Genomic DNA, 26,397 nt, shown 5'->3' with positions numbered 1-26,397 from the left:
ATCCGTGCCGTGCCGGACGCCGGCCCTCTCCCCGGGTGCGGCACAATTACCGCATGTCCCTTGACCCCGCCATCGCGGCCCGGCTGAAGCGCACCGCCGACGGGCTGGTGCCCGCCGTCGTCCAGCAGTACGACACCGGCGAGGTGCTCATGCTCGCCTGGATGGACGACGAGGCGCTGCATCGCACGCTCACCACCGGCCGGGCCACCTACTGGTCGCGCAGCCGCGGCGCCTACTGGGTCAAGGGCGACACCTCCGGCCACGTCCAGCACGTCAAGTCCGCGGCCCTCGACTGCGACGGCGACACGATCCTGCTCAGGGTCGACCAGGTGGGCGCCGCCTGCCACACCGGCGACCGGACCTGCTTCGACGCCACGCCGCTGGCGGTGACCGGGGCGTGAGAGCCGGGCGCGAGCCGTGGATCTGGGCGGCCGTCTGCGCGGCGGGCGCCGCGCTGGTGCTGCTCGCATCCGGCCGCGAGTGGTTCGCCGTGACGTACGGGGCGCGGCGGGTGCCCGTGTCCGCCGCGGATCTGGCACCCGCGCTCGGCCCCGCGGCCTGGGCCTCGCTCGCCGCGGTGGTCGCCGTGCTCGCGACGCGGGGGGTCTGGCGCCGGGGCGTCGGCGTGGTGATGGCGCTCTGCGGGGCCGGGGTGGTCGCCGGCTCCTGGTGGGGGAGCGGCGCGGACGCGGCACTGCGGATCTCCGCCGAGCAGGTGCCCGCGGCGGCGGGAACCGTTCCGCAGGTCGTCCCGGCCCTCGTCTGGCCGGTCCTCGCCTCCGCGGGCGGCCTGCTGCTGGTGGCCGGCGGCGTGCTGGCGGCCCTGCGGGGCGCCCGCTGGCCCGGCATGTCCGGCCGCTACGACCGGCCCGGGACGGCGGCCGGCGGCGAGACCGCGGCCCCCGGAGCCCTCAACGAGCGGGCGTTGTGGGACGCCCTCGACCGCGGCACCGACCCCACGGCCGGCCCGGACGACGAGGACCGCTGACGGCCACGGGCCCATGGTGTGCGCGAATCCCCCAATAAATGGGAGGATTTTAGCTAGTATTCCGCCTTTAAAGCGGATAGTTGGAGTCATTTATGAGCTATGGCAATCAGCCCGGTGGTCACCAGCAGCCCCCGGGGGGTGGTCACGGCCCGGCCGGTGGCTACGGCCCTCCCGGTGGTTACGGGCCGCCACCCGGGGGCTACGGGCCGCCGCCCGGAGGCCATGGCCCGTACGGGGGCTACGGAGGGCCCCCGCCCCGGCGCAACAACGGCATGGCCATCGGAGCCCTGATCCTGGGCATCGCCGGTCTGTTCCTGTGCGGTCTCCCCTCGCTCCTGGGCGTCATCCTCGGCCACGTCTCGCTGGGGCAGATCAAACGGACGGGTGAGGACGGGCGTCCCATGGCCATCATCGGCCTGCTCCTGTCCTACGGCGGGATCGTGCTGTGGCTGCTTCTGCTGCTGACCTGGTCGTTCACGATCGGTGAGTTCGTCGACTCGGTCGTCGACTCGAATCCGGGTGAGGACTACTACGGCGTGCCCGACGTGCCCGACGTGCCGCTGGATCCGGAGCCGTTCGACGTGCCGACGGCCGAGGAGACCGCGCCGGCGCTGTGACCGGCGCGCCGGCCGGTCGGGCGGCATCGGGCCGAAAGGCCGCCCCGGCCCCGGAGCCGTCCGGTTTGAGTATCGTGGCCGTCGAGGGGGCGTCGGCGGAGGGGGGCACACCATGGCGACGGGGAAGGTCACGGGGCCGCGCGCGTCACGGGCGCGGGCGCTGGCGGCGCCTCTCGGCGCCGCGCTGGCGGCGGGCGCCGCGGTCGCGTTCGTGGGGGCGGTCGACCCCAACGAGCCCGGCCACTACCCGACCTGCCCGTTCCTGATGCTCACCGGGCTCTACTGCCCGGGCTGCGGCGGTCTGCGGGCCGTCCACGCGCTGGTCCACGGCGACCCGGCCGCGGCCCTGGGGCTCAACCCGGTCGTGGTGGTCATGATCCCGGTGCTGGCCGTGCTCTGGTCGCGTTGGACGCTGCGCTCCTGGCGCGGCGGTCCGCCTCCCGGTGAGTCCGTTCGCCCGGTCTATGTCTGGCTGTTCCTGGCCCTGCTGATCCTCTTCTGGATGGCGCGGAACCTTCCTTTCGCGGAATTCCTGGCCCCGTAGTCACCCATAGGTCTCACCCGATGGCGGGGCGACTCCGGTCGGGCCGATAGCATCGGCGAGACAGGGCAGTCGATCGGGAGGGGCCTTACTCGTGAGCGAGCGGAGCGAGCGAACCATGAGCACGGCGACGTTCGCGAACCTGGCCTCCGAGCTTCGCGAGGAGGGCAAGTGAGCGTTCTGGAAGAGATCCTCGAAGGGGTCCGCGCCGACCTCGCCCAGCGGCAGGAGAGCGTGTCGCTGGCCGAGCTCAAAGAGCGTGCCCAGCGGGCGCCCGCCCCCCGTGACGCCTACGCGGCGCTGGGCGGCGACCAGGTGGCGGTGATCGCAGAGGTCAAGCGGTCGAGCCCGTCCAAGGGGGCACTGGCGGCGATCGCCGACCCCGCCGCGCTGGCGGCCGACTACGAGTCCGGCGGCGCCCACGTCATCAGCGTGCTGACCGAGAGGCGCCGCTTCGGCGGGAGCCTCGACGACCTGGCCGCCGTGCGCGCGGTGGTCGACATCCCCGTCCTGCGCAAGGACTTCATCGTCACCTCCTACCAGCTCTGGGAGGCCCGCGCCTACGGCGCCGACCTGGCGCTGCTCATCGTCGCGGCGCTCGACCAGAACGCGCTGGTCTCCCTCATCGAGCGGGCCGAGTCGATCGGCCTGGCCCCGCTGGTCGAGGTGCACACCGAGGAGGAGCTCGACCGGGCGCTCGCCGCCGGAGCCAAGATCATCGGCGTCAACGCGCGGAACCTCAAGACCCTGGAGGTCGACCGCGAGGTGTTCGCCAAGCTCGCCCCCAAGGTCCCCGACGGCATCATCAAGATCGCCGAATCGGGCGTGCGCGGCCCCCACGACCTGCTCGCCTACGCCAGAGCCGGCGCCGACGCCGTCCTGGTCGGCGAGAGCCTGGTCACCGGCAAGGACCCCCGGGCAGCCGTGGTCGACCTGGTCACCGCCGGCGCCCACCCCGCATCCCGACCTGAGGGGCAGTAAGCGAAGTGACAACGCAAGAAGGAACCGTCCTGACCGCCGCGGACCTCGCCGGGAACGGCGTCCACGGCGACGACCCGGACACCCAGGGCAAGTTCGGCGTGTTCGGCGGGCGCTATGTGCCCGAGGCGCTGATCCCCGCGCTCGACGAGGTCGCCGCCGAGTACGACAAGGCGAAGAACGACGCCGAGTTCATCGGTGAGTTCGACCGCCTGCTGCGCACCTACGCCGGGCGGCCGACCACCCTCACCGAGGTGCCGCGCTTCGCCGAGCAGGCGGGCGGGGCCCGGATCATCCTCAAGCGCGAGGACCTGACCCACACCGGCGCACACAAGATCAACAATGTGCTCGGCCAGGCCCTGCTGACCAAGCGACTGGGCAAGACCCGGGTGATCGCCGAGACCGGCGCCGGCCAGCACGGCGTCGCCACCGCCACCGCGGCCGCCCTGATGGGCCTGGAGTGCGTCATCTACATGGGGGCCGTCGACTGCGAGCGCCAGGCGCTCAACGTCGCCCGCATGAAGCTGCTCGGCGCCACCGTCGTCCCGGTCACCAACGGCAGCCAGACCCTCAAGGACGCCATCAACGAGGCGTTCCGCGACTGGGTCGCCAACGTCGACCACACCCACTACCTCTTCGGCACCATCGCCGGGCCGCACCCGTTCCCGGAGATCGTCCGCGACTTCGCCCGCATCATCGGCGTCGAGGCCCGCCGCCAGATCATGGAGCTCACCGGCCGGCTGCCCGACGCGGTCGCCGCGGCCGTCGGCGGCGGCTCCAACGCGATCGGCATCTTCCACGCCTTCATCGGCGACGAGGGCGTGCAGTTGCACGGCTTCGAGGCCGGCGGGCGCGGCCTGGAGAGCGGTGAGCACGCCCTGACCCTCACCGCGGGCTCCGTCGGGGTGCTGCACGGCTCGCGCACCTACGTGTTGCAGGACGACGAGGGCCAGACGGTCGAGTCGCACTCGATCTCCGCCGGTCTCGACTATCCGGGCGTCGGCCCCGAGCACGCCTGGCTCAAGGACAGCGGACGCGCCACCTACCACGGCGTGACCGACGCCGAGGCGATGGAGGCGTTCGCGCTGCTCGCCCGGACCGAGGGCATCATCCCCGCGATCGAGTCCTCGCACGCACTCGCCGGAGCCCTCAAGCTCGGCCGTGAGATGGGCCCCGACGCCACCATCCTGGTCAACCTGTCCGGCCGGGGCGACAAGGACATGGGCACCGCGATGAAGTACTTCAACCTCTGACGACCGACTTGCTTCCCCTCCGGCGTCGCCGGCGGGGACGGCGGCCCCGACCCGCAACGGAACCAACGATGACGACTCTTCAGACGGTGTTCGCCAAGGCGAAGGCGGACGACCGCGCCGCCCTCATCGGCTACCTCCCCGCTGGATTCCCCAGCAAGGACGGCGCGATCGCCGTCGCCACCGCCATGGTGGAAGCGGGCTGCGACGTGATCGAGATCGGCCTGCCGTACTCGGACCCGCTCATGGACGGCCCGACGATCCAGGACGCCGTCCACCGGTCCCTGGTCAACGGCACCCGCATCGCCGACGTGCTGCGCACCGTCGAGGGCGTGGCCAAGACCGGCGCCGCCACCCTGGTCATGACGTACTGGAACCCGATCGACCGCTACGGCGTCGACCGGTTCGCCCGCGACCTGGCCGCCGCGGGCGGGGTGGGCACCATCACCCCCGACCTCACCCCCGAGGAGGCCGGGCCCTGGCGCGCGGCCAGCGCCGACGCCGGGATCGACACGGTCTTCCTGGTGGCACCCAGCTCCACCGAGGCCCGCATCAAGGCCGTCGCCGACAGCTGCACCGGCTTCGTGTACGCCGCCTCGCTGATGGGCGTCACCGGCGCCCGCGACCAGGTCGGCACCGCCGCGCAGGGCCTGGTCGAGCGGACCCGCCCGCACACCTCCCTGCCCGTCTGCGTCGGCCTGGGCGTCGGCACCGGCCGGCAGGCCGCCGAGGTGGCCGGTTACGCCGACGGCGTGATCGTGGGCTCGGCGTTCATCCGCCGGGTCCTGGACGCCCCCGACGAGGCGTCGGCCCTGGCCTCGGTCCGCGAGCTGGGCGCCGAGCTGGCGGCCGGCGTCCGCGCCTGACCGTAGTCGTTCTCCCGGATGCGGCCCCCCGGAAAGGGACGGCCGCATCCGCCGCTCTTCCTGCCCGTTCCCCCGCTCGGCCGGCTTATCCGACGCTTATCGCGCCCGTGATGGGGTTTCCTCGGATACCGTGCACCCGCCGGAGACGTCCGTGCCGAGGCACCGGAAAGGAGACGAAGGTGCTCTTGACTTCTGAAAGCTCGCGCCCGTGAGGTCGCGCAACGTCATTTCAGCGATACCCTGGGTGACGACCGTCTCGCGGCTGGTTATGGCGGGCGTACTGATCGTCGCCGGGTGGGGCAAGATCGGCACGCCGGTTCTCTCGGTCCAGGCGGTCGAGGCATACGAACTGCTCCCGGAATCGCTCGCCAGGGTGGTCGGCTACGGCCTGCCCATCCTGGAGATCGTCGTAGGGGTGTTGCTGGTTCTCGGGTTGCTCACCCGTGCCGCGGGCGTCGTCTCGGCGCTGCTGATGCTCGCCTTCGTCATCGGCATCGCCTCGGCGTGGGCGCGCGGGCTGCGGATCGACTGCGGCTGTTTCGGCGGCGGCGGTCAGCTCGCCGCGGGGGAGGAGCCCAGCTACCTCATCGACATCCTGCGGGACTTCGGTCTCTTCGCGCTCGGTGTGATCATCGCCTGGTTCCCGCCGGGCCGCTTCGCGCTGGACTCCGCGCTGGGACTGACCCCGGATCGGGGACCGTACGACGACGCCGAGATGATCGAGGACGAGGAGCCCCTGGAAAAGGAGAACGACTGATGGGCAAGGGCGCGCGGGAACAATCAGCCCGTGATCGGATCAAGGCGCAGCGCGAGGAACAGCAGCGCAAGGACAGGGCCCGGCGGATCACCACCATCGCGGCCGCCGCCGTGGTGGCGATCGCCGCGGTCGGGGCCGGCTGGTGGTACGCCGCCCAGAGCAGCAAGTCCGAGGAGGCCACCGCCGCGCTCGCGCCGGTCACCGTGGCCGCGGACGGTTCGGTGGTCATGGCCAAGGCCGGCGTCGAGAAGCCGGTCCTGGACGTCTACGAAGACTTCCAGTGCCCGGCCTGCCAGTCGCTGGAGAAGGCCGTCGGCCCCACGATCAAGAACCTGGCGGCCGAGGGCAAGGCCAAGGTGGTCTTCCACCCGATCACGATCTTCCCCCAGGAGATGAACAACGGCATCACCCGGGGCAACTCCGTCCGGGCCGCGGTCGCCGCCCGCTGCGTCCCCGGCGGCGCCCCGTGGCTCAAGCTCCACGACAAGATCTTCGAGGAGCAGCCCGCGGAGACCGCCAAGGGCTTCGAGGTCGCCGACCTGGTCGCGTGGGGCAAGGAGGCGGGCGTCACCGACGCGAACTTCGAGAAGTGCGTGACCGGTCAGGAGAAGGCCGCCGACCACGACGCCTACAGCAAGAAGATCCTGGAGACCCAGAAGCTCCAGGGCACGCCGACGCTGAAACTCGACGGCACCGAGGTCCCCAACGACGTGGCGTTCTCCCCCTCGGCGTTGCGCCAGACCGTGCTCGATGCCGCCAAGTAGCCCGCAGACACGGTAACGTCACCTGACATGCCCCTCGCCTCGATTCCCAGCCCCTCCCAGGGAGTCTGGTATCTCTTCGGCGTGGTCCCCCTCCGGGCCTACGCACTGTGCATCGTGCTCGGCGTCATCGCCGCCGTGGTCCTCGGTGAGCGCCGCTGGCGCGCTCGCGGCGGCGAGCCCGGGACGATCGTGGACCTCGCCGTGTGGGCCGTGCCGTTCGGCCTGGTCGGCGGACGGCTGTACCACGTCATCACCGACTGGCAGCTCTACTTCGGTCCCGACGCGCCGAAGGAGCCGATCGAGGCGCTGTTCATCTGGCAGGGCGGGCTGGGCATCTGGGGTGCCATCGCGCTCGGCGCGCTGGGCGTCTGGTTCGGCTGCCGCGGCAGGGGCATCTCCCTGTCCGCCGTGGCCGACACCGTCGCCCCCGGCGTCGCGCTGGCCCAGGCCATCGGCCGCTGGGGCAACTACTTCAACCAGGAACTGTTCGGCAGCCCGACCGACCTGCCGTGGGGCCTGGAGATCGACCCCGACCGGCCGGGCACGGTGCCGGGCGAAGACACCTACCACCCCACGTTCCTGTACGAATCGATCTGGGACCTGGGCCTGGCACTGGTCCTGATCTGGGCCGGACGCAGGTTCGCGCTCCGGCACGGCCGGGTGTTCGCCCTCTACGTCGCGGGCTACACCGTGGGCCGCTTCTGGATCGAGGGCCTGCGCGTCGACCCCGCCCACCACATCCTGGGGCTGCGCCTCAACCAGTGGACCTCGATCATCGTGTTCCTGGGAGCCGTGGCCTACTTCTGGTACGCCAGGAACAAGAGCAACGAGGAGAAGGTCCGGGCGACGCCCGACCCCACCGCCGACCCCGCCGCCGACCTCGGCGACCCGGCCGATCCGGCCCACCCGTCGGACCAGGCGGACGAGGCGGACGAAGCGGGCGAGAGCGACGGGGCCGAGCCGGCCGGTGACGCCGGCGACCACGGCTCCGGGAAGGCCGGGGCGGAGACCCCCGCCGGGGCGTCCCCGGCGCCGGTCTCCGCCGCACCCGCCGAGGGTGACCGGTCCGACGGCGACGCGGAGGGCACGGCCCGCGAGGAGGCGCCGCGTGCCGCGCTTGGTACGCTCGCAGCCGAGGGCACGGTCGACCCGGCGCACCCGGCGGGCGAGGCCGAGCCCGCCGAGAACGACGACCAGCCCGGGAAGGCACCCGGCGCGTCCGCCGGGGCCGCCCGCGATGACGACCTCCACGAGGAGGTCACGGGCACGACCGCGTCCGAAGGCGGGAAAGAGCGACGATGAGCGCAGGCGGCGCGGGCGACCGCGCCGAGATCCACCACCAGCACCGCGACGTCAACGGCGGCTGGCTGCGGCCGTCGGTGTTCGGTGCGATGGACGGCCTCGTCTCCAACTTCGCCCTGATCGCGGGGGTCGCCGGCGGCACCGACAGCACCAAGGTCGTCGTACTCGCCGGTGTGGCCGGTCTGGCGGCCGGCGCGTTCTCCATGGCCGGCGGCGAGTACGTCTCGGTGGCCAGCCAGCGGGAGCTCGCCCTGGCCGAGATCGACGTCGAGCGGCGTGAGCTGGAACGCCACCCCGACGCCGAACAGCAGGAGCTCGCCCAGCTGTACGAGGCCCGCGGCGTCGAGCCCGCCGTGGCGGCCGAGGTGGCCCGGCAGATCTCCCGGGATCCCGCCAAGGCACTTGAGGTGCACACCGAGGCTGAGCTCGGCGTCACCCCCCGCGATCTGCCCTCACCCAGGACCGCGGCGTTCTCCTCGTTCCTGTCCTTCAGCGTTGGCGCGATCCTGCCGCTTCTGCCGTACCTACTGGGGGTCACCAGCCTGGTGGCCTCGGCGGTGCTCTCCTGCCTGTCCCTGTTCGGCGCGGGAGCGCTGGTCTCCCGGGTCACCGCGCGCAGCTGGTGGTACAGCGGGCTGCGCCAGCTCCTCGTCGGGGTGGTCGCGGCCGGGCTGACCTTCGCTCTGGGCAACCTGCTGGGAGGGACCGGACTGTGACCACCCCCACCCCCACCCCCACCCCCACGCGCAAACGCCGCCGCTCCTCCGGCAAGGAGGAGAGCTGGAGCATCCCTCTGCTGGAGGAATGGGGTCTGACCCCGATGCAGCAGCGGGTGCTGGTGGTCCTCGCCTCGGTGGCCGGCGTGCTGGTCACCGTGGTGGGGCTCATCGTGGTGATCGAGGGGCTCGGCGGCGACCGCGCACCCGAGCGGGCCGCCGCCGGCGCGGCCGTCGTCACCCAGCCACGGCCCGACACCTACCAGGCGTGGGCGTCGTCGAAGGTGTTCGCGCCGCTCGCGCAGAGCACGTCCGATTCCAAGCCGGTGACGCTCAAGGAGCTCTTTCCCACCAAGACCCTCAAGGAGGGCAAGGTCACGCTCCGGCTGGCCGGCACCGGCCTGGAGACCGACTGCGCGGCGGCGGTCTGGGGCCAGGGGCTCGTCGACCTGCTCGCCGGCGGCGGCTGCACGCAGGCGGCCCGGGGCCTTTACGTCAGCGCCGACGGCCGCTACGTCGCCCAGTACACCTTGTTCAACCTCCGCGACGCCGCCTCGGCCGACCGGCTCGTGGCGGAGCTGACCACCCTGTACCGCGGCGGCTGGGTCCATCCGCTCCAGACGGGCCGGGCGACCTTCCCGACCGGCGGCCACACCGAGTCCAGCGGGCACGCCATGGGTCACTACGCGGCCCTGGTCTGGATCGGGAGGGCCGACGGCGCCGACCCGGGGCCCCGCGACGACTTCGTCTCGCTCTCCCTGACGGTCCGCGGCGTGGAGAAGGCGATCTTCCGCCGCGTCGTCGCCGTCACCGACGGCTCGCCGTAGCCCCGGCGCGTCGTCCGCCGCAGTAGGCTCACTCGTCATGCGCAAGTGGATCGCCGGCGTGGCCGTGCTGGTCGTGGCCGCCGGGGCGGCGGCCTTCCTGTGGCTGGGGGACGGCACCGCAGACGTCCGCCCGGCCGTCTTCCGGGCCGAGTCCAGCACGGCCCACTACGCGCCGATCGCGACCCGTGCCCTCGACCCCGAGCCGCTGACCGCGGCGGAGATGTTCCCCGGCGCGTCGGTGACGGCCGGTGAGGTCACGCTGGAGCGCAAGGACACCGAGTCCCTCGACGACTGCGCCGAGGCCGTGTGGGGAGCCGCGGCGGACGCGCTGGCCGGGTGCACGCAGGTGCTCCGCGCCCGCTACGCCACCGCCGACGGGAAGGTCACCGGCCAGTTCCTCATCTTCAACCTCGCCGACTCCGCCGCAGCCGACCGGCTCGTGGCGGCCTTCAAGGGCGACGGGTTCGTCCGGCCCGCCCCCGGAACACCCGAGGGCTTCGACGCCCCCCGCAGCTGGGCCCAGGCCCGCGCTCTGGGCCACTACGTCACGGTGAGCTGGGTCGGCCCGGCGGTCTCCGGTACGAAGGCGGACCTCACCTACCCGCAGGTGGCGGTCGACGGCGTCGGCCTGGTCATCCAGCGCCGCCTGCTGCGCTGACGGCCGCCGACGGTGCCGGGCTCCGCTGCCCCCTCCCGTCTCACGCGTCGTCCCGGTCTGACCCCGCTCCCGCGGCCGTGCCCGCCGCGTCGAGGGAGCGGGCCACCGCGGCCGGCAGCTCGCGCAGGCGATGGGCGGGCAGCTCCAGCACGGTGACGTCGCCCGCCCAGGGAGCGACGCCGGCGACGACCGCGCGGGCCTGCTTCTTCGTCAGCCCGCTCCCCGACCTGGTGAGGGCCTCGCGCCAGGTGTTGGCGAGCTTGCCGTGCGCGTTGTCCAGGATGCGGCGCAGCACCCGGTCCGCGTCCGTCTCGGGGGCCGGCAGCCGGACGGCGCGCACGGTCCGGCCGTCGACGGTGAGCCGGTAGACGGCCGACAGCAGGTCGGCGGGCAGGTCCCGGGGCGGGGCGGCCAGCGTGAGGCGGACCTCACGGGCTCGGGTGGCCAGCAGCAGCCGGGGCAGCGCCGCCTCCAGCCCGGCCGGCACGGCGACCGCCACCCGCTCCGGGTCGCCGGCGTGCGGCTTGGCCAGCCAGGTCGCCAGCCGGGTCCGGGGAACCTTGGGCAGCAGGTCGCGGGGCCACTCGCCGACCAGCACCTGCGGTGCGAAACCATCGCCGGTCTCGCCGGGCACGGCGGGGGACACCGTGGGAGACACGGCGGGAGACACGGCGGGAGAGGAGCCCGCGGACTCCACCGACTGCGGGCCCTGCGTGTAGATGGCGGTGCCGGAGGACTCGACCCGGGCGGTCACGGCCGGCCAGGTCTTCGTGGTGGGACGCAGGACGTACAGGTCGGCGGCCGAGCCGATGGCCTCCGCACCGAGGTAACGGTTGAAGTCGGGGTAGACGGCCTCGCTGAGCAGGTTCAGCCGGGACAGGGCCTGCTGCACCTTCAGTGCGAGGGCGGGGGTGCGCTCGCTCGCGCCGTACGCAAGCAGGATCCGGCCCTGCTCGCGGTCGCGCAGCCCCTCCGCGCCTCGGGCGACGAACAGCCCGACCCCCTCGGGGGTGTAGGGCGGGTCGGTGATCGCCAGGTCGGCCCAGCCCTGCACGGAGGCGGGCAGCCCCAGGCGGAGGTCGGCCCAGCGGGTGCGCACGGCGAGGCCGAGCCGGTCGGCGTGGCCGGCGATGTAGCCGAGGATGCGCTCGTCGACGTCGACGACGGCGACCTCGACGCCGGGGTGGAGCATCGCGGTCGCCAGCGAGGTCAGGTCGTGGTCGCCGACGCACAGCAGCCGGGCGCCGTCCAGCCAGAACCGGGCGTCCATCAGCAGGGCCCGCCGCACCACGGTCTCGCCGGTCGCGGCCACGTGGTCCAGCGTGTGGCGCCCCCGCGGGGCCTTGGCGATCAGCTCGTCCAGGCGCGCGACGAGGTCCGTGTGGCCGGCGAGCAGGTGCTCCACCGGATCGGCCGGTGTGAGACTCCTCACGCCCGCCGACGGCGGCGGTGCGGGGAGGCGGAAGCGGTCGCCGGACCGCTCCAGCTCCGGTTCCACCGCGCGCAGCAGCGCCTCCACGGTCCGCCGGGAGGTCGCGGTCCGGCGGACGAGATCGCCGAGGGTCCACCAGCGGCCCTCGCCCAGCGCCGCCAGCACCCCGCGCGGCCGCCTGCCGTCCACGCCCGCCCGCGCGAGCAGTTCCGTCACCGGGTCGTGCGGAACGCCGGTTCCGGCGGGGTTCTCCGGGGTCGCGGGCCGCGTCGGCACGCCCGGCGTGTCTGGCGTGTCCGGCCTGCCTGCGGCGCTGGCGCCGGTCGGTCCGGCGGGGCTGCTCGATTCCATTGGCCCACCTTAGAGCCGGACGGCGGGCACGGCGGGGCCCGCGGGAATGCGGGAGCGGCCGCGGCGTGTTGGCCGAACCAGGCGAAATGAGTGCTATCGAGACCGGGTAGGCAGGTAACCGACAGGGTACGGTAATCTCTACCCACCACGCAGCAGGGCCAACGTCGTCCCTTGCTTGTTCCAGCGAAGCAAGACGACGGGAGGGATTCAATGCCTGCTGCCCACCTCGGCTTTCCCGAGCCTCAGGGCCTTTACCACCCCTCGCACGAGCACGACGCCTGCGGTGTCGCCATGGTCGCGGATGTGGCCGGTCGCCGTAGCCACGACATCGTCGAGAAGGCTCTGACCGCGCTGTGCAACCTTGATCACCGGGGGGCCCAGGGTAGCGAACCGGACACCGGCGACGGCGCCGGAATCCTGACGCAGATCCCGGATGCCTTCTTCCGTGCGGTGGTGGACTTCCCGCTGCCCGGAGCGGGCTCGTACGCCGCCGGCACGGCCTTCCTGCCGGCCGACGCCGAGGCGCGCGAGAGTGCGGTGCGGACGATCGAGGAGATCGCGGCGGATGAGGGCCTGACGGTCCTCGGCTGGCGCGACGTCCCGACCGACGTGACGCTGCCCGGCCCCAGTGCCCGCGCCGTCATGCCGTTCTTCCGGCAGATCTTCGTCGCCTCGCCGAACGGCGAGAGCGGCCTCGCGCTGGACCGGCTGGCCTTCTGCCTGCGCAAGCGGGCCGAGCACGAGGCGCGCGTCTACTTCCCCTCGCTGAGCTCCCGGACGATCGTCTACAAGGGCATGCTCACCCCGATGCAGGTCGAGCGGTTCTTCCCCGACCTGACCGACGAGCGCTACGAGACCGCGATCTCGCTGGTCCACTCGCGTTTCTCGACCAACACCTTCCCCTCGTGGCCGCTGGCGCACCCGTACCGCTACGTCGCCCACAACGGTGAGATCAACACGGTCAAGGGCAACCGCAACTGGATGCGGGCCCGCGAGGCGATGCTGGCCACCGCGAACATCCCGGGTGAGCTGTCGCGGCTCTTCCCGATCTGCGACCCGGACGGCTCCGACACCGCCTCCTTCGACGAGACGCTGGAGCTGCTCCACCTCGCCGGGCGTAAGCTGCCGCACGCGGTGCTGATGATGATCCCCGAGGCGTGGGAGAACCACACCGAGATGGACCCCGCGCGGCGGGCGTTCTACGAGTTCCACTCCACCCTGATGGAGGCGTGGGACGGCCCCGCCTCCATCACCTTCTCCGACGGCACCCTGGTCGGCGCGGTCCTCGACCGCAACGGCCTGCGTCCGGGACGGTTCTGGGTCACCGCCGACGGCCTGGTCGTGCTGGCCTCCGAGGCGGGCGTGCTGGACATCGCCCCCGAGCAGGTGGTCCGCAAGGGCCGCCTGCAGCCGGGCAGGATGTTCCTGATCGACACCGCGCTCGGGAAGATCATCGAGGACGACGAGATCAAGGCCGAGCTCGCGGCCGAGCTGCCCTACGAGGACTGGCTGCACGCCGGGCTGGTCCGCTTCGAGGAGCTGCCCGCCCGCTCGCACGAGGTCCCGACCCACGAGGCGCTGATCAAGCGGCAGCAGACCTTCGGCTACACCGAGGAAGAGCTGCGGATCATCCTGACGCCGATGGCGGCCACGGGCGCCGAGCCGATCGGCTCCATGGGCACCGACACCCCCGTCGCCGTGCTCAGCGAGAAGCCCCGGCTGCTGTTCGACTACTTCAGCCAGTTGTTCGCGCAGGTCACCAACCCGCCGCTGGACGCGATCCGCGAGGAGCTGGTCACCTCGCTGGCCAGCACCCTCGGCCCCGAGGGCAACCTGCTCGACCCGGGCCCGGCCTCCTGCCGCCAGCTGGTGCTGCCCTACCCGGTGATCGACAACGACGAGCTCGCGAAGATCATCCACATCAACGACGAGGGTGCGCTGCCGGGCTTCCAGCCGCGCGTCGTCAGTGGCCTGTACGAGGTCGCGGGCGGCGGGGAGGCGCTGCTGCGCCGCCTGGAGGAGATCCGCGCCGAGGTCTCCGCGGCGATCCGGGGCGGGGCTCGGATCATCGTCCTGTCGGACCGCGGCTCCTCCGAGACGCTGGCGCCGATCCCGTCGCTGCTGCTCACCGGCGCGGTCCACCACCACCTCATCGCGGAGAAGACCCGCACCAGGGTCGGGCTGGTCATCGAGACCGGCGAGGCCCGGGAGGCGCACCACATGGCGCTCCTCATCGGCTACGGCGCGGGTGCGATCAACCCCTACCTCGCCATCGAGACCGTCGAGGACATGGTGGACACCGGCGTCCTGGCGGTCGACCGGCACAAGGCCGTGCGCAACCTCATCAAGGCGTACGGCAAGGGCGTGCTGAAGATCATGTCCAAGATGGGGGTGTCCACGGTCGCCTCCTACACCGGCGCGCAGATCTTCGAGGCGCTCGGCCTGGGCAGGGAGGTCGTCGACGCCTGCTTCACCGGTACCACGTCCCGCCTGGGCGGTATCGGGTTCGACGTCCTGGCCCAGGAGGTGGCGCTGCGCCACCGGCGGGCCTACCCGCGCGTCGAGAACGCCCACCGCCGCCTGGAGGTCGGCGGCGAGTACCAGTGGCGTCGCGAGGGCGAGCCGCACCTGTTCAACCCCGAGACCGTCTTCAAGCTCCAGCACGCCACCCGCTCGCGCCGTTACGAGATCTTCAAGGAGTACACCGGGCTGGTGGACTCCCAGGCCGAGAGGCTCATGACGCTGCGCGGCCTGTTCAGGTTCAGGGAGGGCGTCCGGGAACCGGTACCGATCGACGAGGTCGAGCCGGTCAGCGAGATCGTCAAGCGGTTCTCCACCGGCGCCATGTCGTACGGCTCCATCTCGATGGAGGCGCACGAGACCCTCGCCATCGCGATGAACCGGCTGGGTGCCAAGTCCAACACCGGTGAGGGCGGCGAGGACCCCGAGCGGCTCTACGACCCCACCCGCCGCTCGGCCATCAAGCAGGTGGCCTCCGGCCGCTTCGGCGTGACCTCGGAGTACCTGGTCAACGCCGACGACCTGCAGATCAAGATGGCCCAGGGCGCCAAGCCCGGCGAGGGCGGCCAGCTGCCCGGCCACAAGGTCTACCCGTGGATCGCCAAGACCCGGCACTCCACCCCGGGCGTCGGCCTCATCTCGCCGCCGCCGCACCACGACATCTACTCCATCGAGGACCTCGCCCAGCTCATCCACGACCTGAAGAACTCCAACCCGGCCGCCCGCGTGCACGTCAAGCTCGTGGCCGAGGTCGGCGTCGGCACGGTCGCGGCGGGCGTGTCCAAGGCCCACGCGGACGTCGTGCTGATCTCCGGTCACGACGGCGGCACCGGGGCCTCCCCGCTGACCTCGCTCAAGCACGCGGGCGCCCCCTGGGAGCTCGGGCTGGCCGAGACCCAGCAGACGCTGCTGCTCAACGGCCTGCGCGACCGCATCGTGGTGCAGGTGGACGGACAGCTCAAGACCGGCCGCGACGTGGTCATCGCGGCGCTGCTGGGGGCGGAGGAGTACGGTTTCGCCACCGCCCCGCTGGTCGTCTCCGGCTGCGTGATGATGCGCGTGTGCCACCTGGACACCTGCCCGGTCGGCGTGGCCACCCAGAACCCCGAGCTGCGCAGGCGCTTCAGCGGCAAGCCGGAGTTCGTGGTCAACTTCTTCGAGTTCATCGCCGAGGAGATCCGCGAGTACCTCGCCGAGCTGGGTTTCCGCAGCCTGGACGAGGCCATCGGCCATGCCGAGCTGCTGGACACCACCGCGGCCGAGAACCACTGGAAGGCGTCCGGCCTGGACCTGGCGCCGATCCTGCACCAGCCCGAGCTGCCCGCCGACGCCGCGCTGCGCCGCACGGTCGAGCAGGACCACGGCCTGGACAAGGCGCTGGACAACACGCTGATCCAGCTCGCCGAGGGTGCGCTCAAGGACGGCTCCCGGGTCACGCTCGACCTGCCCATCCGTAACGTCAACCGGACGGTCGGCACCATGCTCGGCCACGAGGTGACCAAGCGGTACGGCGGTGCGGGCCTGCCCGACAACACCATCGACGTGCGCTTCACCGGTTCGGCGGGCAACTCCTTCGGGGCCTTCCTGCCCCGGGGCGTCACGCTGCGGCTGACCGGCGACGCCAACGACTACGTCGGCAAGGGCCTGTCCGGCGGCCGGATCGCGATCCAGCCGCACGACGAGGCGCCGCTGGACGGCCACATCATCGCCGGCAACGTCGCCCTGTACGGCGCGACCTCCGGTGAGGCGTTCATCCGCGGCGTCGCGGGGGAGCGGTTCTGCGTCCGCAACTCCGGCGCCACCGCGGTGGTCGAGGGCGTCGGCGACCACGGTTGCGAGTACATGACGGGCGGCAGGGTGGTCGTCCTCGGCCCGACCGGCCGCAACTTCGCGGCGGGCATGTCGGGCGGCGTCGCCTACCTGCTCGACCTCGACGTCGCACGGGTCAACCGCGAGATGGTGGAGATCGAGGAGCTGACCGAGGCCGACTCCGAGGCGCTCCGCGAGGTCGTCGAGGCGCACCTGGCGGAGACCGGCTCGACGGTCGCCAAGACGCTCGTCGCCGACTGGGACCCGTCCCGGTTCAGCAAGATCATGCCGACGGACTACAAGCGGGTCCTGCGGGCCGCCGAGTCGGCGCGGCTGGAAGGCCGCGACATCGACGAGGCCGTCATGACCGCCGCGGTTCAGGGATAAGGGAGGTACGACCGATGGCAGACCCCAAGGGTTTCCTCACTCACGGGCGCGAGCTGCCGGCGCGCCGCCCGGTGGACGTGCGCATCCGCGACTGGAGGGAAGTCTACGAGGACTTCCCCCGGCCGGCGCTCGCCAAGCAGGCGTCCCGGTGCATGGACTGCGGCATCCCCTTCTGTCACAACGGCTGCCCGCTGGGCAACCTGATCCCCGAGTGGAACGACCTGGTCTACCGGGACGACTGGCGGGAGGCCGCCGAGCGTCTGCACGCCACCAACAACTTCCCGGAGTTCACCGGCCGCCTGTGCCCGGCTCCGTGTGAGGCGGCGTGCGTGCTCGGGATCAACTCCGACCCGGTGACGATCAAGCGGGTCGAGGTGGAGATCATCGACCGGGCCTTCGCGGAGGGCTGGGTCACCCCGCAGCCGCCGGCCTCCAGGACCGGAAAGCGGGTCGCGGTCGTCGGTTCGGGCCCCGCCGGCCTGGCCGCCGCCCAGCAGCTCACCCGGGCGGGGCATGACGTGGTGGTGTTCGAGCGCGCCGACCGGATCGGCGGCCTGCTGCGCTACGGGATCCCCGAGTTCAAGATGGAGAAGCGGCACATCGACCGCCGGCTGGCCCAGATGCGGGCCGAGGGCACCGAGTTCCGCACCGGCGTCAACGTCGGCATCGACATCACCGCCGCCCGGCTCCGCGAGGAGTTCGACGCGGTCGTCCTGGCCGGTGGCGCGACCCGGTGGCGCGACCTGCCCGTCGCCGGACGCGACCTGGCGGGCATCTACCAGGCGATGGAGTACCTGCCGCCGGCCAACAAGGTCCAGGAGGGCGACTTCCCGGTCTCGCCGATCAGCGCCGAGGGCAAGCACGTCGTGGTGATCGGCGGCGGTGACACCGGCGCCGACTGCATCGGCACCGCGATCCGGCAGGGGGCGGCCTCGGTCACCCAGCTGGAGATCATGCCCCAGCCTCCGGCGGAGCGTCCCGGCAACCAGCCGTGGCCGACGTTCCCCATCTTGTTCAAGATGGAGAGTGCCCACGAGGAGCTGGCGGACGGGGGCGGCGACCGGGTCTACGCGGTCTCCACCACCGAGTTCGTCGGCGACGCCGACGGCAACGTCCGGGCGCTGCGCCTGGTCGAGGTGGAGGGCCCGCAGACCGGGTTCCGGCCGGTGCCCGGCACCGAGCGGGAGATCCCGGCCGAGCTGGTCACGCTGTCGATGGGCTTCGTCGGGCCGGAGAAGGAGGGACTGCTGGAGGACCTCGCCGGGCTCGCCGGCGGCGAGTTCTTCGACGCCCGGGGCAACGTGGCGAGGAACGCCGACTACATGTCGTCGCTGGAGGGCGTCTTCGTCGCCGGTGACACGGGCCGAGGGCAGTCGCTGATCGTCTGGGCGATCGCCGAGGGCCGCTCCGCCGCCTCCGCGGTGGACCGCTACCTCACCGGCCGGACGGCCCTGCCGGTCGCGATCCCGCCGACCGCCCGGCCGCTGGTCTGACAGTCGCAGGGGCCGCTCCCGAACCTCCGGGAGCGGCCCTTTCATATGCCATAAAAGGCAAAAATGGGCATACATGGCCTTCAAGTTGCTTTGTCGCTTGTATCACTGAAGGATGCTTGTCTGTGATCAGGTACGGCATGGAGGGTCGATGAAACGCGGGATCAGGAGCCTGGCGGGCGGGACGACGGTGCTGGCTCTGGCGGCGACCCTCACGGTGGGCGCCCTGGGCGGTGGAAGCCCCGCCCTCGCCGAGCAGAACCGCGAGTACCTGGTCTTCTATGCCGACGGCGCCCGCGACCGGGCGCTGGCCGCGATCGGCGAGAGCGGCGGCACCGCGCTGTCCACCGAGCCCAGGCTCGGCTACGTCGTCGCCCGCGGTCCCGGCTCGCGCTTCGTCGAGAGCCTGGCGGGCAGCGACGCCGTCGAAGGGGTGTCCTCCGACCGGAGGATCGGCCAGGCCACCTCGGTCCGCGTCGCCCCCGCCCCGGCCAAGGCCGGCCCGGCCAGCCCCCGGGCGTCCGACATCCGGTCGGTCACCGTGGTCGCCGACGAGCCGCTGGCCGGCCGGCAGTGGGACATGAAGATGATCGGCGCCACCGCCGACGGTTCCTACGCCACCGCACCCGGGGACAAGAAGGTGCTCGTCGGCGTCATCGACACCGGCATAGACGGCAAGCACCCCGACATCGCGCCGAACTTCAACCGGGAACTGAGCCGCAACTTCGTCGTCGACCGGCCGAAGGACCCCAACGGCAAGCTCCTCGACGGCCCCTGCGAGTTCAAGGACTGCAAGGACCCGGCCGACTGGGACGACGACGGCCACGGCACCCACGTGGCCAGCACCATCGCCTCCCCGATCAACGGGCTGGGCATGGCCGGCGTCGCACCTCAGGTGTCCCTGGTCAATCTGCGCGCGGGCCTGGACTCCGGCCTGTTCTTCCTCAAGCCCAGCATGGAGGCGCTCACCTACGCCGCGGACGCCGGCATCGACGTGGTCAACATGAGCTTCTACGTCGACCCGTGGCTGTTCAACTGCAAGGCCAACCCGGCCGACTCCAAGGCCGAGCAGCTGGAGCAGCGGGGCGTCATCACCGGCATGCAGCGCGCTCTCGACTACGCCCGCAAGCGCGGTGTCACCCTCATCGGTGCCATCGGCAACAACTCCACCGACCTGGGCAAGCCCAAGAAGGACACCCAGAGCCCCAACTACCCCAAGAAGACCGAGCACGACCGGAAGATCAACAACTCCTGCCTCAACGTGCCGGCCGAGTCCGAGGGTGTCATCTCGGTCTCCGCCGTCGGCCCGACCAAGCGCAAGGCGTACTACTCCGACTACGGCATCGAGCAGACCGACCTGGCGGCGCCCGGCGGTGACGAGTTCGACGGCGGCAAGGAGTACGACCCGGCCAAGGGCATCCTGGCCGCGGCCCCGGAGAACATGCTCCGTGCCCAGGGGCTCATCACCCTGAGCGGCGTCCCGAAGAGCGAGTCGGTCGTGCAGGACTGCCGCAACGGCACCTGCGCCTACTACCAGTACCTGGTCGGCACCTCCATGGCCGCCCCGCACGCCACCGGCGTCGCCGCCATCCTGATCAGCCGCTTCGGCAAGCCCGGCAAGGGGGGCCTCACCATGAAGCCCGCCGAGGTCCAGCGCCTGCTCTACTCCACCGCCGAGCGGCGCTCCTGCCCCTCGCCGCGCAAGTACACCTACGACATCGAGCTGCTGACCAAGGAGACGCACAAGTGCGAGGGGTCGAAGTCGCGTAACGGCTTCTACGGCCACGGCATCGTCGACGCCGCCAAGGCCGCCGCCGTCACCCGCTGAACCGGCCGGGACACGCGGGGGCGGCCATGGGGGACGCCGGGCAGGTTCAAGAAAGGGCTAAGCCCCGGGTGGCCGGTGGGAGGCGGGGGAAGGACCGCAGCAGGCGAGCGGGGCCGCCGCCTGCTGAGACATGGGAGCAATCATGAGGATCATGACCCGCCCGCACCAGTTGCCGCCCAGGGTCGCCGCCGGTCTGGTCATTCTGAACTCGGGGCTGACCAAGAGAGGGGCCGACGCGGAGACCGCCGCCGGGCTGCACGGGATGGCCGTCGGGACCTACCCGTTCCTGAAGGACCAGGACCCCGAGCGGTTCGTCGGGCTGCTGTCCAAGGCGGAGATCGCGCTCGGTGTCGCGCTGCTGGTCCCGGCGGTGCCCTCGGTGCTGGCGGGCGCCGCGCTGACGGCCTTCGCCGGCGGGCTGATCGGCCTCTACCTCAAGACGCCCGGCATGCGCGAGGAGGGCAGTCTGCGTCCGTCGCCGCAGGGGATCAGCATCGTCAAGGACGTCTGGTTGCTGGGCATCGGCGCCGGGCTGGTCATGGAGGAACTGACCTGCGACTGACCCGTGCCCGGTCCGGTCCGGCCCCTTCCCGCGGGAACGGGTGGCCCGAGGCGCGACGGGGACCTACCGTCGAGACATGGGCTACCGTCTCATCGGGGAAGCCACGATGGTCGTGCACTTCCTCTTCCTGGTGTTCCTGGCCGTCGGCGGGTTCCTCGCCTGGCGGTGGCCGCGGCTGATCTCGGCCCACCTGGCCGTGGCGGCATGGGGTCTGCTGTCCCTCACGACGGGCGTCGAGTGCCCGCTGACCGTCGTCGAAGACTGGGCCAGGCGCAACGCCGGGCAGCGGGGGCTGCCCAGTGGCGGGTTCATCGACCACTACATCGAGGGCGTCGTCTACCCCGGAGAGCACACCGTCCTGGCCCACGTCGTCGTCCTGCTCCTCGTGCTCGTCTCCTGGTCGGGATACCTGCGCCGGCGTCCGATCGTGCTCCTCTCCTGGTCGGGATGCCCGCGTCGGCGTCCGAGGGCCGGTTCACCGCCCGCGGCCCGCCAGAGGTAGCGTTGTGTCACCGAATTTTTCACCGGCGCTCCGGGCAACGTCACAACCAAGTGGTCTGTACCAATTAGGGTGGGATCCGTGACTCGTCGCGCGAAAATCGTCTGTACTCTCGGCCCCGCCACCTCCTCCCCCGAACGCATCCGCGAGCTGATCGCGGCGGGGATGGACGTGGCCCGTTTCAACCTCAGCCACGGCAGCCACGAGCTGCACAAGGAGGTCTACGACAGGGTGAGGGAGGCTGCCGAGGAGCTCGGACGTGGCGTGGGCGTGCTGGCCGACCTCCAGGGCCCCAAGATCCGTGTGGGCAAGTTCGAGGAGGGCCCGGTCCGGCTCGGTTTCGGTGACGTGTTCACGATCACCACCGAGGATGTCCCCGGCGACCGCGAACAGGTCTCCACGACCTACCAGGGCCTGCACAAGGACGTCCGGCCCGGCGACAGCATCCTGGTCGACGACGGCAGGGTCCGGCTGGAGGTCACCCGGATCGACGGCCCCCGCGTCACCACCCGCGTGATCATCGGCGGCATGATCTCCGACAACAAGGGTCTCAACCTGCCCGGCGTCAACGTCAGCGCCCCGGTCCTGACCGACAAGGACGAGACCGACCTGCGCTGGGCGTTGCGCACCGGTTTCGACATCGTCGCGCTCTCCTTCGTCCGGCGCCCCTCCGACGCCGACGTGGTGCGCAACATCATGGAGCAGGAGGGCATCCGTCTCCCACTGCTGGCCAAGATCGAGAAGCCGCAGGCCGTGGAACGGCTCCCCGAGATCATCGAGGCGTTCGACGGCATCATGGTCGCCCGCGGCGACCTCGGTGTCGAGCTGCCCCTGGAGGAGGTGCCCATCGTGCAGAAGCGCGCCATCGAGCTCTGCCGCGAGAAGGCACGCCCGGTCATCGTCGCCACCCAGATGCTCGAATCGATGATCACCGCCCCGCGTCCCACCCGCGCCGAGGCGTCCGACGTCGCCTACTCGGTCATGGACGGCGCCGACGCGGTCATGCTCTCCGGGGAGACCTCGGTCGGCAACTACCCGATCGAGGCCGTCGAGACGATGAGCCGCATCGCCCGGGCCGCGGAGGTCTCCTCGCTGGAGGCCACGCACAGCCTCGACCGGCTCCCGGAGACCACCGGCGGCGCCATCGCCCGTGCCGCGGCCGAGGTCGGCGCCATCGTCGGCGCCAAGGCCCTGGTGGCGTTCACCATGTCCGGTGAGACGGCGCGCCGGCTGGCCCGCTACCGCTCGCCGATCCCGCTGCTGGCCTTCACCTCCGCCCCGCACGTCCGCAACCAGCTGGCGCTGACCTGGGGCGTGGAGACCTTCGAGGTGCCGTTCGTCCACCACACCGACGACATGGTGCGCCAGGTCGAGGCATCCCTGCTGGCCAACGCCCGGCTGGAGAAGGGCGACAAGGTCGTCATCGTCGCCGGTTCGCCTCCCGGCACGGCCGGCTCCACCAACGCGCTGCGGGTGCACACCATCGGCGCGGCGGTCGCCCACCCCGCCTGACGTCCCCCGTCCGCCCCGTCCCACCCCGTCTGACCCGCCCCGAGACGGCCACCGCTCCGGCGGTGGCCGCGCACGGCCGATCGCGCCAGGTCATCGGCCGGCCGAGCCGGGCCACCGATCGGTCGAGGTGGGCCACCGGCCGGTCGAGGTGGGCCACCGGCCGGTCGAGGTGCATCGCCGGGACCCGGCGTCTCAGGCCCCCTGATACTCCCAGGTCTGCAGCAGCAGCCGGCGGCCCGCCTTCCCCTCGGCCGGGATGGGCGGCGCGTCCGTCAGGCGGTATCCCGCGGCGCGGGCCACCCCCGTGCTCGCCGTGTTCTCGGCCTCGATCTTCAGCAGTAGCCGCGACAGCCCGGCCGTGCCGAGAGCGAACTCCGTCATCATCCGCAGGGCCCGGCTCGCCAGCCCCCGTCCCCGCCAGGCGGCTCCCACGCTGTAGCCCAGATCGGCGACCTCCGGGTCCGCCCCGTTCAGCATCAGCAGCACCTCGCCGGCCGGTTCTTTCCCGTCCACGGTGATCGCCAGTTGCACCCGCTCCCCGGCGGCCCGCTTCTGCGCCGCCGACTTCAGGTAGGCCCGCGCGGCCTCCAGATCGAATGGCGAGGCCAGCGGCGTCCAGTGCGCCACCTGAGGGTCGTCGAACAGCTTCGCCATCGCGGCCAGGTCGCCGTCCTCCCACTCCCGGAGCACGATCCCGTCCTCGCTCAGCCTGATCTTCGCCGGAAGGCGCACCAAGCCGCTTTCCTGTCCATCTCTACTGTTCTCCACCGTTTCCACACCGTCCTCCTTCGATCAACCGTTTCCCGGCAATCTACTGCTCGACAGAGGGGCAGCAGGACGGGTGTGCGGCCGTCCTGGGATCGGCGTGCGATGGCGGGCCGCCTGCGGCACGCCGTGTGACGGGCGGGGGAGGCGGCTGCCGGGGAAACGGGGGAGGGACGACCCGCCGGGTGGGGAGAACGGCGCTCTCCGCCGCTCCGCCGCGGTCGGCGGGCTCCGTCCGTGGCCGGGAAGACGACAGGCCGCAGAGGCGGCAAAGCCGGAGAGTCAGCAAAGCCGCCCGGCCGGGTGGCCGGGCGGCTGAGATGTGCCCCGGGTGGGACTCGAACCCACACTGTACGGGTTTTGAATCCGCTCCCTCATGCCAATTGGGGTACCGGGGCGTGGACCCAGACTTGTCCGAATCCATCCGAACTTCTTCCGTGCAGCATAGCCAACAACGATCATTGACCGTAACCGGCGTGGTCCTAATCTAGCGGACGTCGGTACCCTCTTGCTCGTGAGTACGCAGCGGCGAGTGGTGATCGCGGAAGACGAGGCGCTGATCCGCCTCGATTTGAAGGAGATGCTGGAAGAGGAGGGGTATGCCGTCGTCGCGGAGGCAGCCGACGGGGAGACCGCGGTCAAGCTGGCGATGGAGCACCGGCCGGACCTGGTGATCCTGGACGTGAAGATGCCCGTCCTGGACGGGATCTCGGCCGCGGAGCAGATCGTGACGCAGCGGGTCGCGCCTTGCCTCATCCTGACGGCCTTCTCGCAGCGTGACCTGGTCGAGCGGGCCAGAGACGCCGGTGCGATGGCGTATCTGGTCAAGCCGTTCACCAAGTCCGACCTGGTGCCCGCGATCGAGATGGCGGTCAGCAGGCACCAGGAGATCGCCGCGCTGGAGCGCGAGGTCGGCACGCTCTCGGAGCGGCTGGAGACCCGCAAGCTGGTCGAGCGGGCCAAGGGGCTGCTGATGGAACGCCACGGGTGGAGTGAGCCGCAGGCGTTCCGCTGGATCCAGAAGGCGTCCATGGACCGCAGGCTGAGCATGCGCCAGGTGGCGCAGATCGTGGTCTCCGACGCGCCCGCGGCCTCCGGGGACGACTCCTCCCGGGAGGTCACGCCGGAGGCCTGACCGCGGTCCGTCACCCTGTCTCCTCCCGGCCGGACCTCGTCCCCGGCCGGGCCGGACGCGTCCCGTCCGGGCCCGTCTCCCCGCCCGGCCCCTCGCGTCCGCTTCCTCGCGTCCGCTCCTCATCCGGTCCTTCGCGTCCGCTTCCCGTTCGGTCGCCCCGCTTCCCTGCGCTCGCTCCGTTTCTCTACGCCAGCTCTGGCCCTCGCGTCCGCCCTGTTTCTCCACGCTCGCTCCGGCCCTTGCTCCGGCGCCCCGCCCGGCCGTCCCGCTTCTCCGCCCCAGGGGTCCCTCGGGCCGCTTCTGTCTTCCCTCTCGGCCCGCCTCGTAGATTTTTGCGAAAAATGTCCAAGACGCCGGTGAGGCCGGGTTTTCCGGGGTTCTCCGTGCCCTCCCGGCACTGGTGGCGATCTTCGCTCTGTACATAACCTTGCCAGTGACCACGGCTTTTGTGTCTGATAGCCGAAAAGGATCGGTGTAATAACGAAGCAGTAACGGCGGGCCGTCCTGTATCGACCCGTGACATCCGCTAGCTGTACTAACCGACACGACCCCCTGGCCACCCCGCCAGGGGAGGGCATCTGTGAACTCGGTCCTGACGAGGGACTGGGCGAAAGGAAGGCAACCTTGCGGCCTAAGACTGCACGCCTCGGTGGAGTGCTTGCCGCCGGTGTGGCGCTCACCCTCGGTCTCGCTGCCTGCGGTGACGGCGGTACTGAGGCTTCCCCGGCGGGCGGCGGCTCGGGTGGTGCCGCCGGCAACACCGTCAAGCTCGGTTTCATGGGTGACCTCACCGGCCCGAACGCCGGCATCGTCATCCCGCCCCGCAACGGCGCGAAGCTCGTCATCGACGAGTACAACAAGACGAACCCCGCCGTGAAGATCGAGCTTGTCGAGTACGACAGCCAGGGTGACCCCTCCAAGGCTGTCGCGCTGGCCCAGCAGGCGATCAAGACCGACAAGATCGCCGGTCTGATCGGCCCTGCCTTCTCCGGTGAGTCCGCCCAGGTCGGGCCGGTGCTCGAGGAGGCGCAGCTGCCGAGCATCTCGGCCTCGGCGACCAACGCCAAGCTGTCGCAGAACGGCTGGAAGTTCTGGCACCGGGTGCTGCCGAGCGACAGCGTCCAGGGCCCTGGCATCGGCGAGTTCATCGCCACGGGCCTCGCGGCCAAGAACGTCTTCGTGATCGACGACAAGTCCGAGTACGGCAAGCCGCTGGCCGACGCCGTCCGGACCACGCTCGAGGGCAAGGGCGTCAAGATCACCACTGACTCGCTCGACCCGACGGAGAGCGACTTCTCCTCCGTCGTGAACAAGGTCGCCGCGGCCAAGCCCGACGCGGTCTTCTTCGGCGGCTACTACGCCGCGGGCGGCAACCTGCTCAAGCAGATGCGTGACAAGGGCGTGAAGGACGCCAAGTTCCTGTCCGGCGACGGCTCGCTGGACAAGGGCCTGATCGACGGCGCCGGTGCCACCAACGCCGAAGGCGCCCTGGTCGGCTGCCCGTGCTACATCGCGACCCCGGACGTCACCGACGCCAAGGTGAAGTCCTTCGCCGAGGCGTACAAGGCCGCCTTCGGCGCCGACCCGGCGATCTACGCGGCCGAGGGCTACGACGCGGCGACCGTCTTCGTAGAGGCGATCAAGGCGGGCAACACCACGCCCGACAAGATCAACCAGTTCATCTCCACGGTCGACCTGGCCGGTGTCTCCAAGCAGGTCAAGTTCGAGGGCAACGGCGAGGTCGCTGCCAAGGACATCTACATCTACCAGGTCAAGAACGGCGTCATCGGCCTGCTCGGCAAGGCCAACGAGGCCAAGCTGGGGTAGCCGGAGACTCGGAGGA

23 protein-coding genes and 1 tRNA gene are annotated in these 26,397 nt (G+C 71.5%); 21 read left to right on the top strand and 3 right to left on the bottom strand.

Annotated features, from left to right (window positions below):
- The first annotated feature begins 53 nt into the window (after positions 1–53).
- The 13 genes from hisI (at position 54) to F4562_RS06470 (ending at position 10,264) form a co-directional block, all read left to right on the top strand.
- Positions 54–401 (top strand): phosphoribosyl-AMP cyclohydrolase, encoded by a 348-nt coding sequence (hisI, locus tag F4562_RS06530; RefSeq protein WP_184543824.1) that lies wholly within the window; start codon positions 54–56, stop codon positions 399–401.
- On the top strand, positions 398–988 hold the full coding sequence (locus F4562_RS06525; RefSeq protein WP_184543826.1) for a Trp biosynthesis-associated membrane protein: 591 nt from the start codon (positions 398–400) through the stop codon (positions 986–988). Before hisI ends, F4562_RS06525 begins: the two co-directional genes overlap by 4 nt.
- Before the next feature lie 272 nt (positions 989–1,260).
- On the top strand, positions 1,261–1,605 hold the full coding sequence (locus F4562_RS06520; protein ID WP_184543828.1) for a DUF4190 domain-containing protein: 345 nt from the start codon (positions 1,261–1,263) through the stop codon (positions 1,603–1,605).
- Between the two features lie 112 nt (positions 1,606–1,717).
- Entirely contained in the window at positions 1,718–2,149 is a 432-nt protein-coding gene (locus F4562_RS06515) for a DUF2752 domain-containing protein (RefSeq protein ID WP_184543830.1), read from the top strand.
- 168 nt (positions 2,150–2,317) lie between these two features.
- The gene (trpC, locus tag F4562_RS06510) at positions 2,318–3,127 is read left to right on the top strand and encodes an indole-3-glycerol phosphate synthase TrpC (protein ID WP_184543832.1); all 810 of its coding nucleotides are present in this window, start codon (positions 2,318–2,320) and stop codon (positions 3,125–3,127) included.
- Between the two features lie 29 nt (positions 3,128–3,156).
- Complete coding sequence (trpB, locus tag F4562_RS06505; protein WP_221207420.1) at positions 3,157–4,377, top strand: tryptophan synthase subunit beta; 1,221 nt, start codon at positions 3,157–3,159, stop codon at positions 4,375–4,377.
- Between the two features lie 68 nt (positions 4,378–4,445).
- Complete coding sequence (gene trpA / locus F4562_RS06500) at positions 4,446–5,240, top strand: tryptophan synthase subunit alpha (RefSeq protein WP_184543835.1); 795 nt, start codon at positions 4,446–4,448, stop codon at positions 5,238–5,240.
- A gap of 244 nt (positions 5,241–5,484) precedes the next feature.
- Positions 5,485–5,997 carry a MauE/DoxX family redox-associated membrane protein gene (locus F4562_RS06495; RefSeq protein WP_311734101.1) on the top strand — a complete coding sequence of 171 codons (513 nt, stop codon included), beginning with the start codon at positions 5,485–5,487 and terminating at the stop codon, positions 5,995–5,997.
- Positions 5,997–6,761, top strand: a complete 765-nt coding sequence (locus tag F4562_RS06490; protein WP_184543839.1) for a DsbA family protein — start codon at positions 5,997–5,999, stop codon at positions 6,759–6,761. Before F4562_RS06495 ends, F4562_RS06490 begins: the two co-directional genes overlap by 1 nt.
- Positions 6,762–6,788: 27 nt before the next feature.
- The gene (gene lgt, locus F4562_RS06485) at positions 6,789–8,063 is read left to right on the top strand and encodes a prolipoprotein diacylglyceryl transferase (protein ID WP_184543841.1); all 1,275 of its coding nucleotides are present in this window, start codon (positions 6,789–6,791) and stop codon (positions 8,061–8,063) included.
- The gene (locus F4562_RS06480) at positions 8,060–8,779 is read left to right on the top strand and encodes a VIT1/CCC1 transporter family protein (protein ID WP_184543843.1); all 720 of its coding nucleotides are present in this window, start codon (positions 8,060–8,062) and stop codon (positions 8,777–8,779) included. The genes lgt and F4562_RS06480 overlap by 4 nt, the downstream gene beginning before the upstream one ends.
- On the top strand, positions 8,776–9,606 hold the full coding sequence (locus F4562_RS06475; RefSeq protein WP_184543845.1) for a hypothetical protein: 831 nt from the start codon (positions 8,776–8,778) through the stop codon (positions 9,604–9,606). Before F4562_RS06480 ends, F4562_RS06475 begins: the two co-directional genes overlap by 4 nt.
- Before the next feature lie 37 nt (positions 9,607–9,643).
- Complete coding sequence (locus F4562_RS06470; RefSeq protein ID WP_184543847.1) at positions 9,644–10,264, top strand: hypothetical protein; 621 nt, start codon at positions 9,644–9,646, stop codon at positions 10,262–10,264.
- Positions 10,265–10,304: 40 nt separating this feature from the next.
- Here the strand turns inward: F4562_RS06470 and F4562_RS06465 are convergent, their stop codons facing one another.
- A complete protein-coding gene (locus F4562_RS06465; RefSeq protein WP_184543849.1) occupies positions 10,305–12,047 on the bottom strand; it encodes a bis-aminopropyl spermidine synthase family protein in 1,743 nt (580 codons plus the stop codon).
- A gap of 210 nt (positions 12,048–12,257) precedes the next feature.
- On the opposite strand from F4562_RS06465, the gene gltB reads away from it, so the two are divergent.
- From gltB to pyk, 6 genes are all read left to right on the top strand, one after another.
- Complete coding sequence (gene gltB / locus F4562_RS06460) at positions 12,258–16,763, top strand: glutamate synthase large subunit (protein ID WP_184543851.1); 4,506 nt, start codon at positions 12,258–12,260, stop codon at positions 16,761–16,763.
- 14 nt (positions 16,764–16,777) lie between these two features.
- The gene (locus F4562_RS06455; protein WP_184543853.1) at positions 16,778–18,256 is read left to right on the top strand and encodes a glutamate synthase subunit beta; all 1,479 of its coding nucleotides are present in this window, start codon (positions 16,778–16,780) and stop codon (positions 18,254–18,256) included.
- Between the two features lie 148 nt (positions 18,257–18,404).
- Positions 18,405–20,081: a S8 family peptidase gene (locus F4562_RS06450; RefSeq protein WP_184543855.1), complete on the top strand. Its 1,677-nt coding sequence runs from the start codon at positions 18,405–18,407 to the stop codon at positions 20,079–20,081.
- 142 nt (positions 20,082–20,223) lie between these two features.
- Positions 20,224–20,643: a hypothetical protein gene (locus F4562_RS06445; RefSeq protein ID WP_184543857.1), complete on the top strand. Its 420-nt coding sequence runs from the start codon at positions 20,224–20,226 to the stop codon at positions 20,641–20,643.
- A 76-nt stretch (positions 20,644–20,719) separates the two neighbouring features.
- A complete protein-coding gene (locus F4562_RS06440) occupies positions 20,720–21,145 on the top strand; it encodes a DUF2784 domain-containing protein (protein ID WP_184543859.1) in 426 nt (141 codons plus the stop codon).
- 78 nt (positions 21,146–21,223) lie between these two features.
- Positions 21,224–22,654 carry a pyruvate kinase gene (gene pyk / locus F4562_RS06435; RefSeq protein ID WP_184543861.1) on the top strand — a complete coding sequence of 477 codons (1,431 nt, stop codon included), beginning with the start codon at positions 21,224–21,226 and terminating at the stop codon, positions 22,652–22,654.
- A 192-nt stretch (positions 22,655–22,846) separates the two neighbouring features.
- On the opposite strand, the gene F4562_RS06430 is transcribed toward pyk, so the two are convergent.
- Entirely contained in the window at positions 22,847–23,386 is a 540-nt protein-coding gene (locus F4562_RS06430) for a GNAT family N-acetyltransferase (protein WP_184544122.1), read from the bottom strand.
- 356 nt (positions 23,387–23,742) lie between these two features.
- A tRNA-Leu gene (locus tag F4562_RS06425) sits at positions 23,743–23,817 on the bottom strand.
- A 116-nt stretch (positions 23,818–23,933) separates the two neighbouring features.
- On the opposite strand from F4562_RS06425, the gene F4562_RS06420 reads away from it, so the two are divergent.
- Together F4562_RS06420 and F4562_RS06415 are read left to right on the top strand one after the other, a co-directional pair.
- The gene (locus tag F4562_RS06420; RefSeq protein ID WP_311734102.1) at positions 23,934–24,554 is read left to right on the top strand and encodes an ANTAR domain-containing response regulator; all 621 of its coding nucleotides are present in this window, start codon (positions 23,934–23,936) and stop codon (positions 24,552–24,554) included.
- A 624-nt stretch (positions 24,555–25,178) separates the two neighbouring features.
- The gene (locus F4562_RS06415; RefSeq protein ID WP_184543863.1) at positions 25,179–26,381 is read left to right on the top strand and encodes a branched-chain amino acid ABC transporter substrate-binding protein; all 1,203 of its coding nucleotides are present in this window, start codon (positions 25,179–25,181) and stop codon (positions 26,379–26,381) included.
- Positions 26,382–26,397: the final 16 nt, after the last annotated feature.

The organism is Streptosporangium becharense (assembly GCF_014204985.1).
In the GTDB taxonomy this organism is placed as follows: Bacteria; Actinomycetota; Actinomycetes; order Streptosporangiales; family Streptosporangiaceae; genus Streptosporangium; species Streptosporangium becharense.
The sequence above is the reverse complement of the archived record's forward strand: the minus strand, read 5'-3'. Positions and strand labels throughout refer to the sequence as shown.

Excerpts from the sequence above, each read along its gene's own strand:
- hisI (WP_184543824.1), top strand. The coding sequence starts at position 54 with ATGTCCCTTGACCCCGCCATCGCGGCCCGGCTGAAGCGCACCGCCGAC.
- F4562_RS06520 (WP_184543828.1), top strand. The coding sequence starts at position 1,261 with ATGGCCATCGGAGCCCTGATCCTGGGCATCGCCGGTCTGTTCCTGTGC.
- F4562_RS06515 (WP_184543830.1), top strand. The coding sequence starts at position 1,718 with ATGGCGACGGGGAAGGTCACGGGGCCGCGCGCGTCACGGGCGCGGGCG.
- trpA (WP_184543835.1), top strand. The coding sequence starts at position 4,446 with ATGACGACTCTTCAGACGGTGTTCGCCAAGGCGAAGGCGGACGACCGC.
- F4562_RS06490 (WP_184543839.1), top strand. The coding sequence starts at position 5,997 with ATGGGCAAGGGCGCGCGGGAACAATCAGCCCGTGATCGGATCAAGGCG.
- lgt (WP_184543841.1), top strand. The coding sequence starts at position 6,789 with ATGCCCCTCGCCTCGATTCCCAGCCCCTCCCAGGGAGTCTGGTATCTC.
- F4562_RS06480 (WP_184543843.1), top strand. The coding sequence starts at position 8,060 with ATGAGCGCAGGCGGCGCGGGCGACCGCGCCGAGATCCACCACCAGCAC.
- F4562_RS06470 (WP_184543847.1), top strand. The coding sequence starts at position 9,644 with ATGCGCAAGTGGATCGCCGGCGTGGCCGTGCTGGTCGTGGCCGCCGGG.
- F4562_RS06465 (WP_184543849.1), bottom strand. The coding sequence starts at position 12,047 with ATGGAATCGAGCAGCCCCGCCGGACCGACCGGCGCCAGCGCCGCAGGC.
- gltB (WP_184543851.1), top strand. The coding sequence starts at position 12,258 with ATGCCTGCTGCCCACCTCGGCTTTCCCGAGCCTCAGGGCCTTTACCAC.
- F4562_RS06455 (WP_184543853.1), top strand. The coding sequence starts at position 16,778 with ATGGCAGACCCCAAGGGTTTCCTCACTCACGGGCGCGAGCTGCCGGCG.
- F4562_RS06450 (WP_184543855.1), top strand. The coding sequence starts at position 18,405 with ATGAAACGCGGGATCAGGAGCCTGGCGGGCGGGACGACGGTGCTGGCT.
- F4562_RS06445 (WP_184543857.1), top strand. The coding sequence starts at position 20,224 with ATGAGGATCATGACCCGCCCGCACCAGTTGCCGCCCAGGGTCGCCGCC.
- F4562_RS06440 (WP_184543859.1), top strand. The coding sequence starts at position 20,720 with ATGGGCTACCGTCTCATCGGGGAAGCCACGATGGTCGTGCACTTCCTC.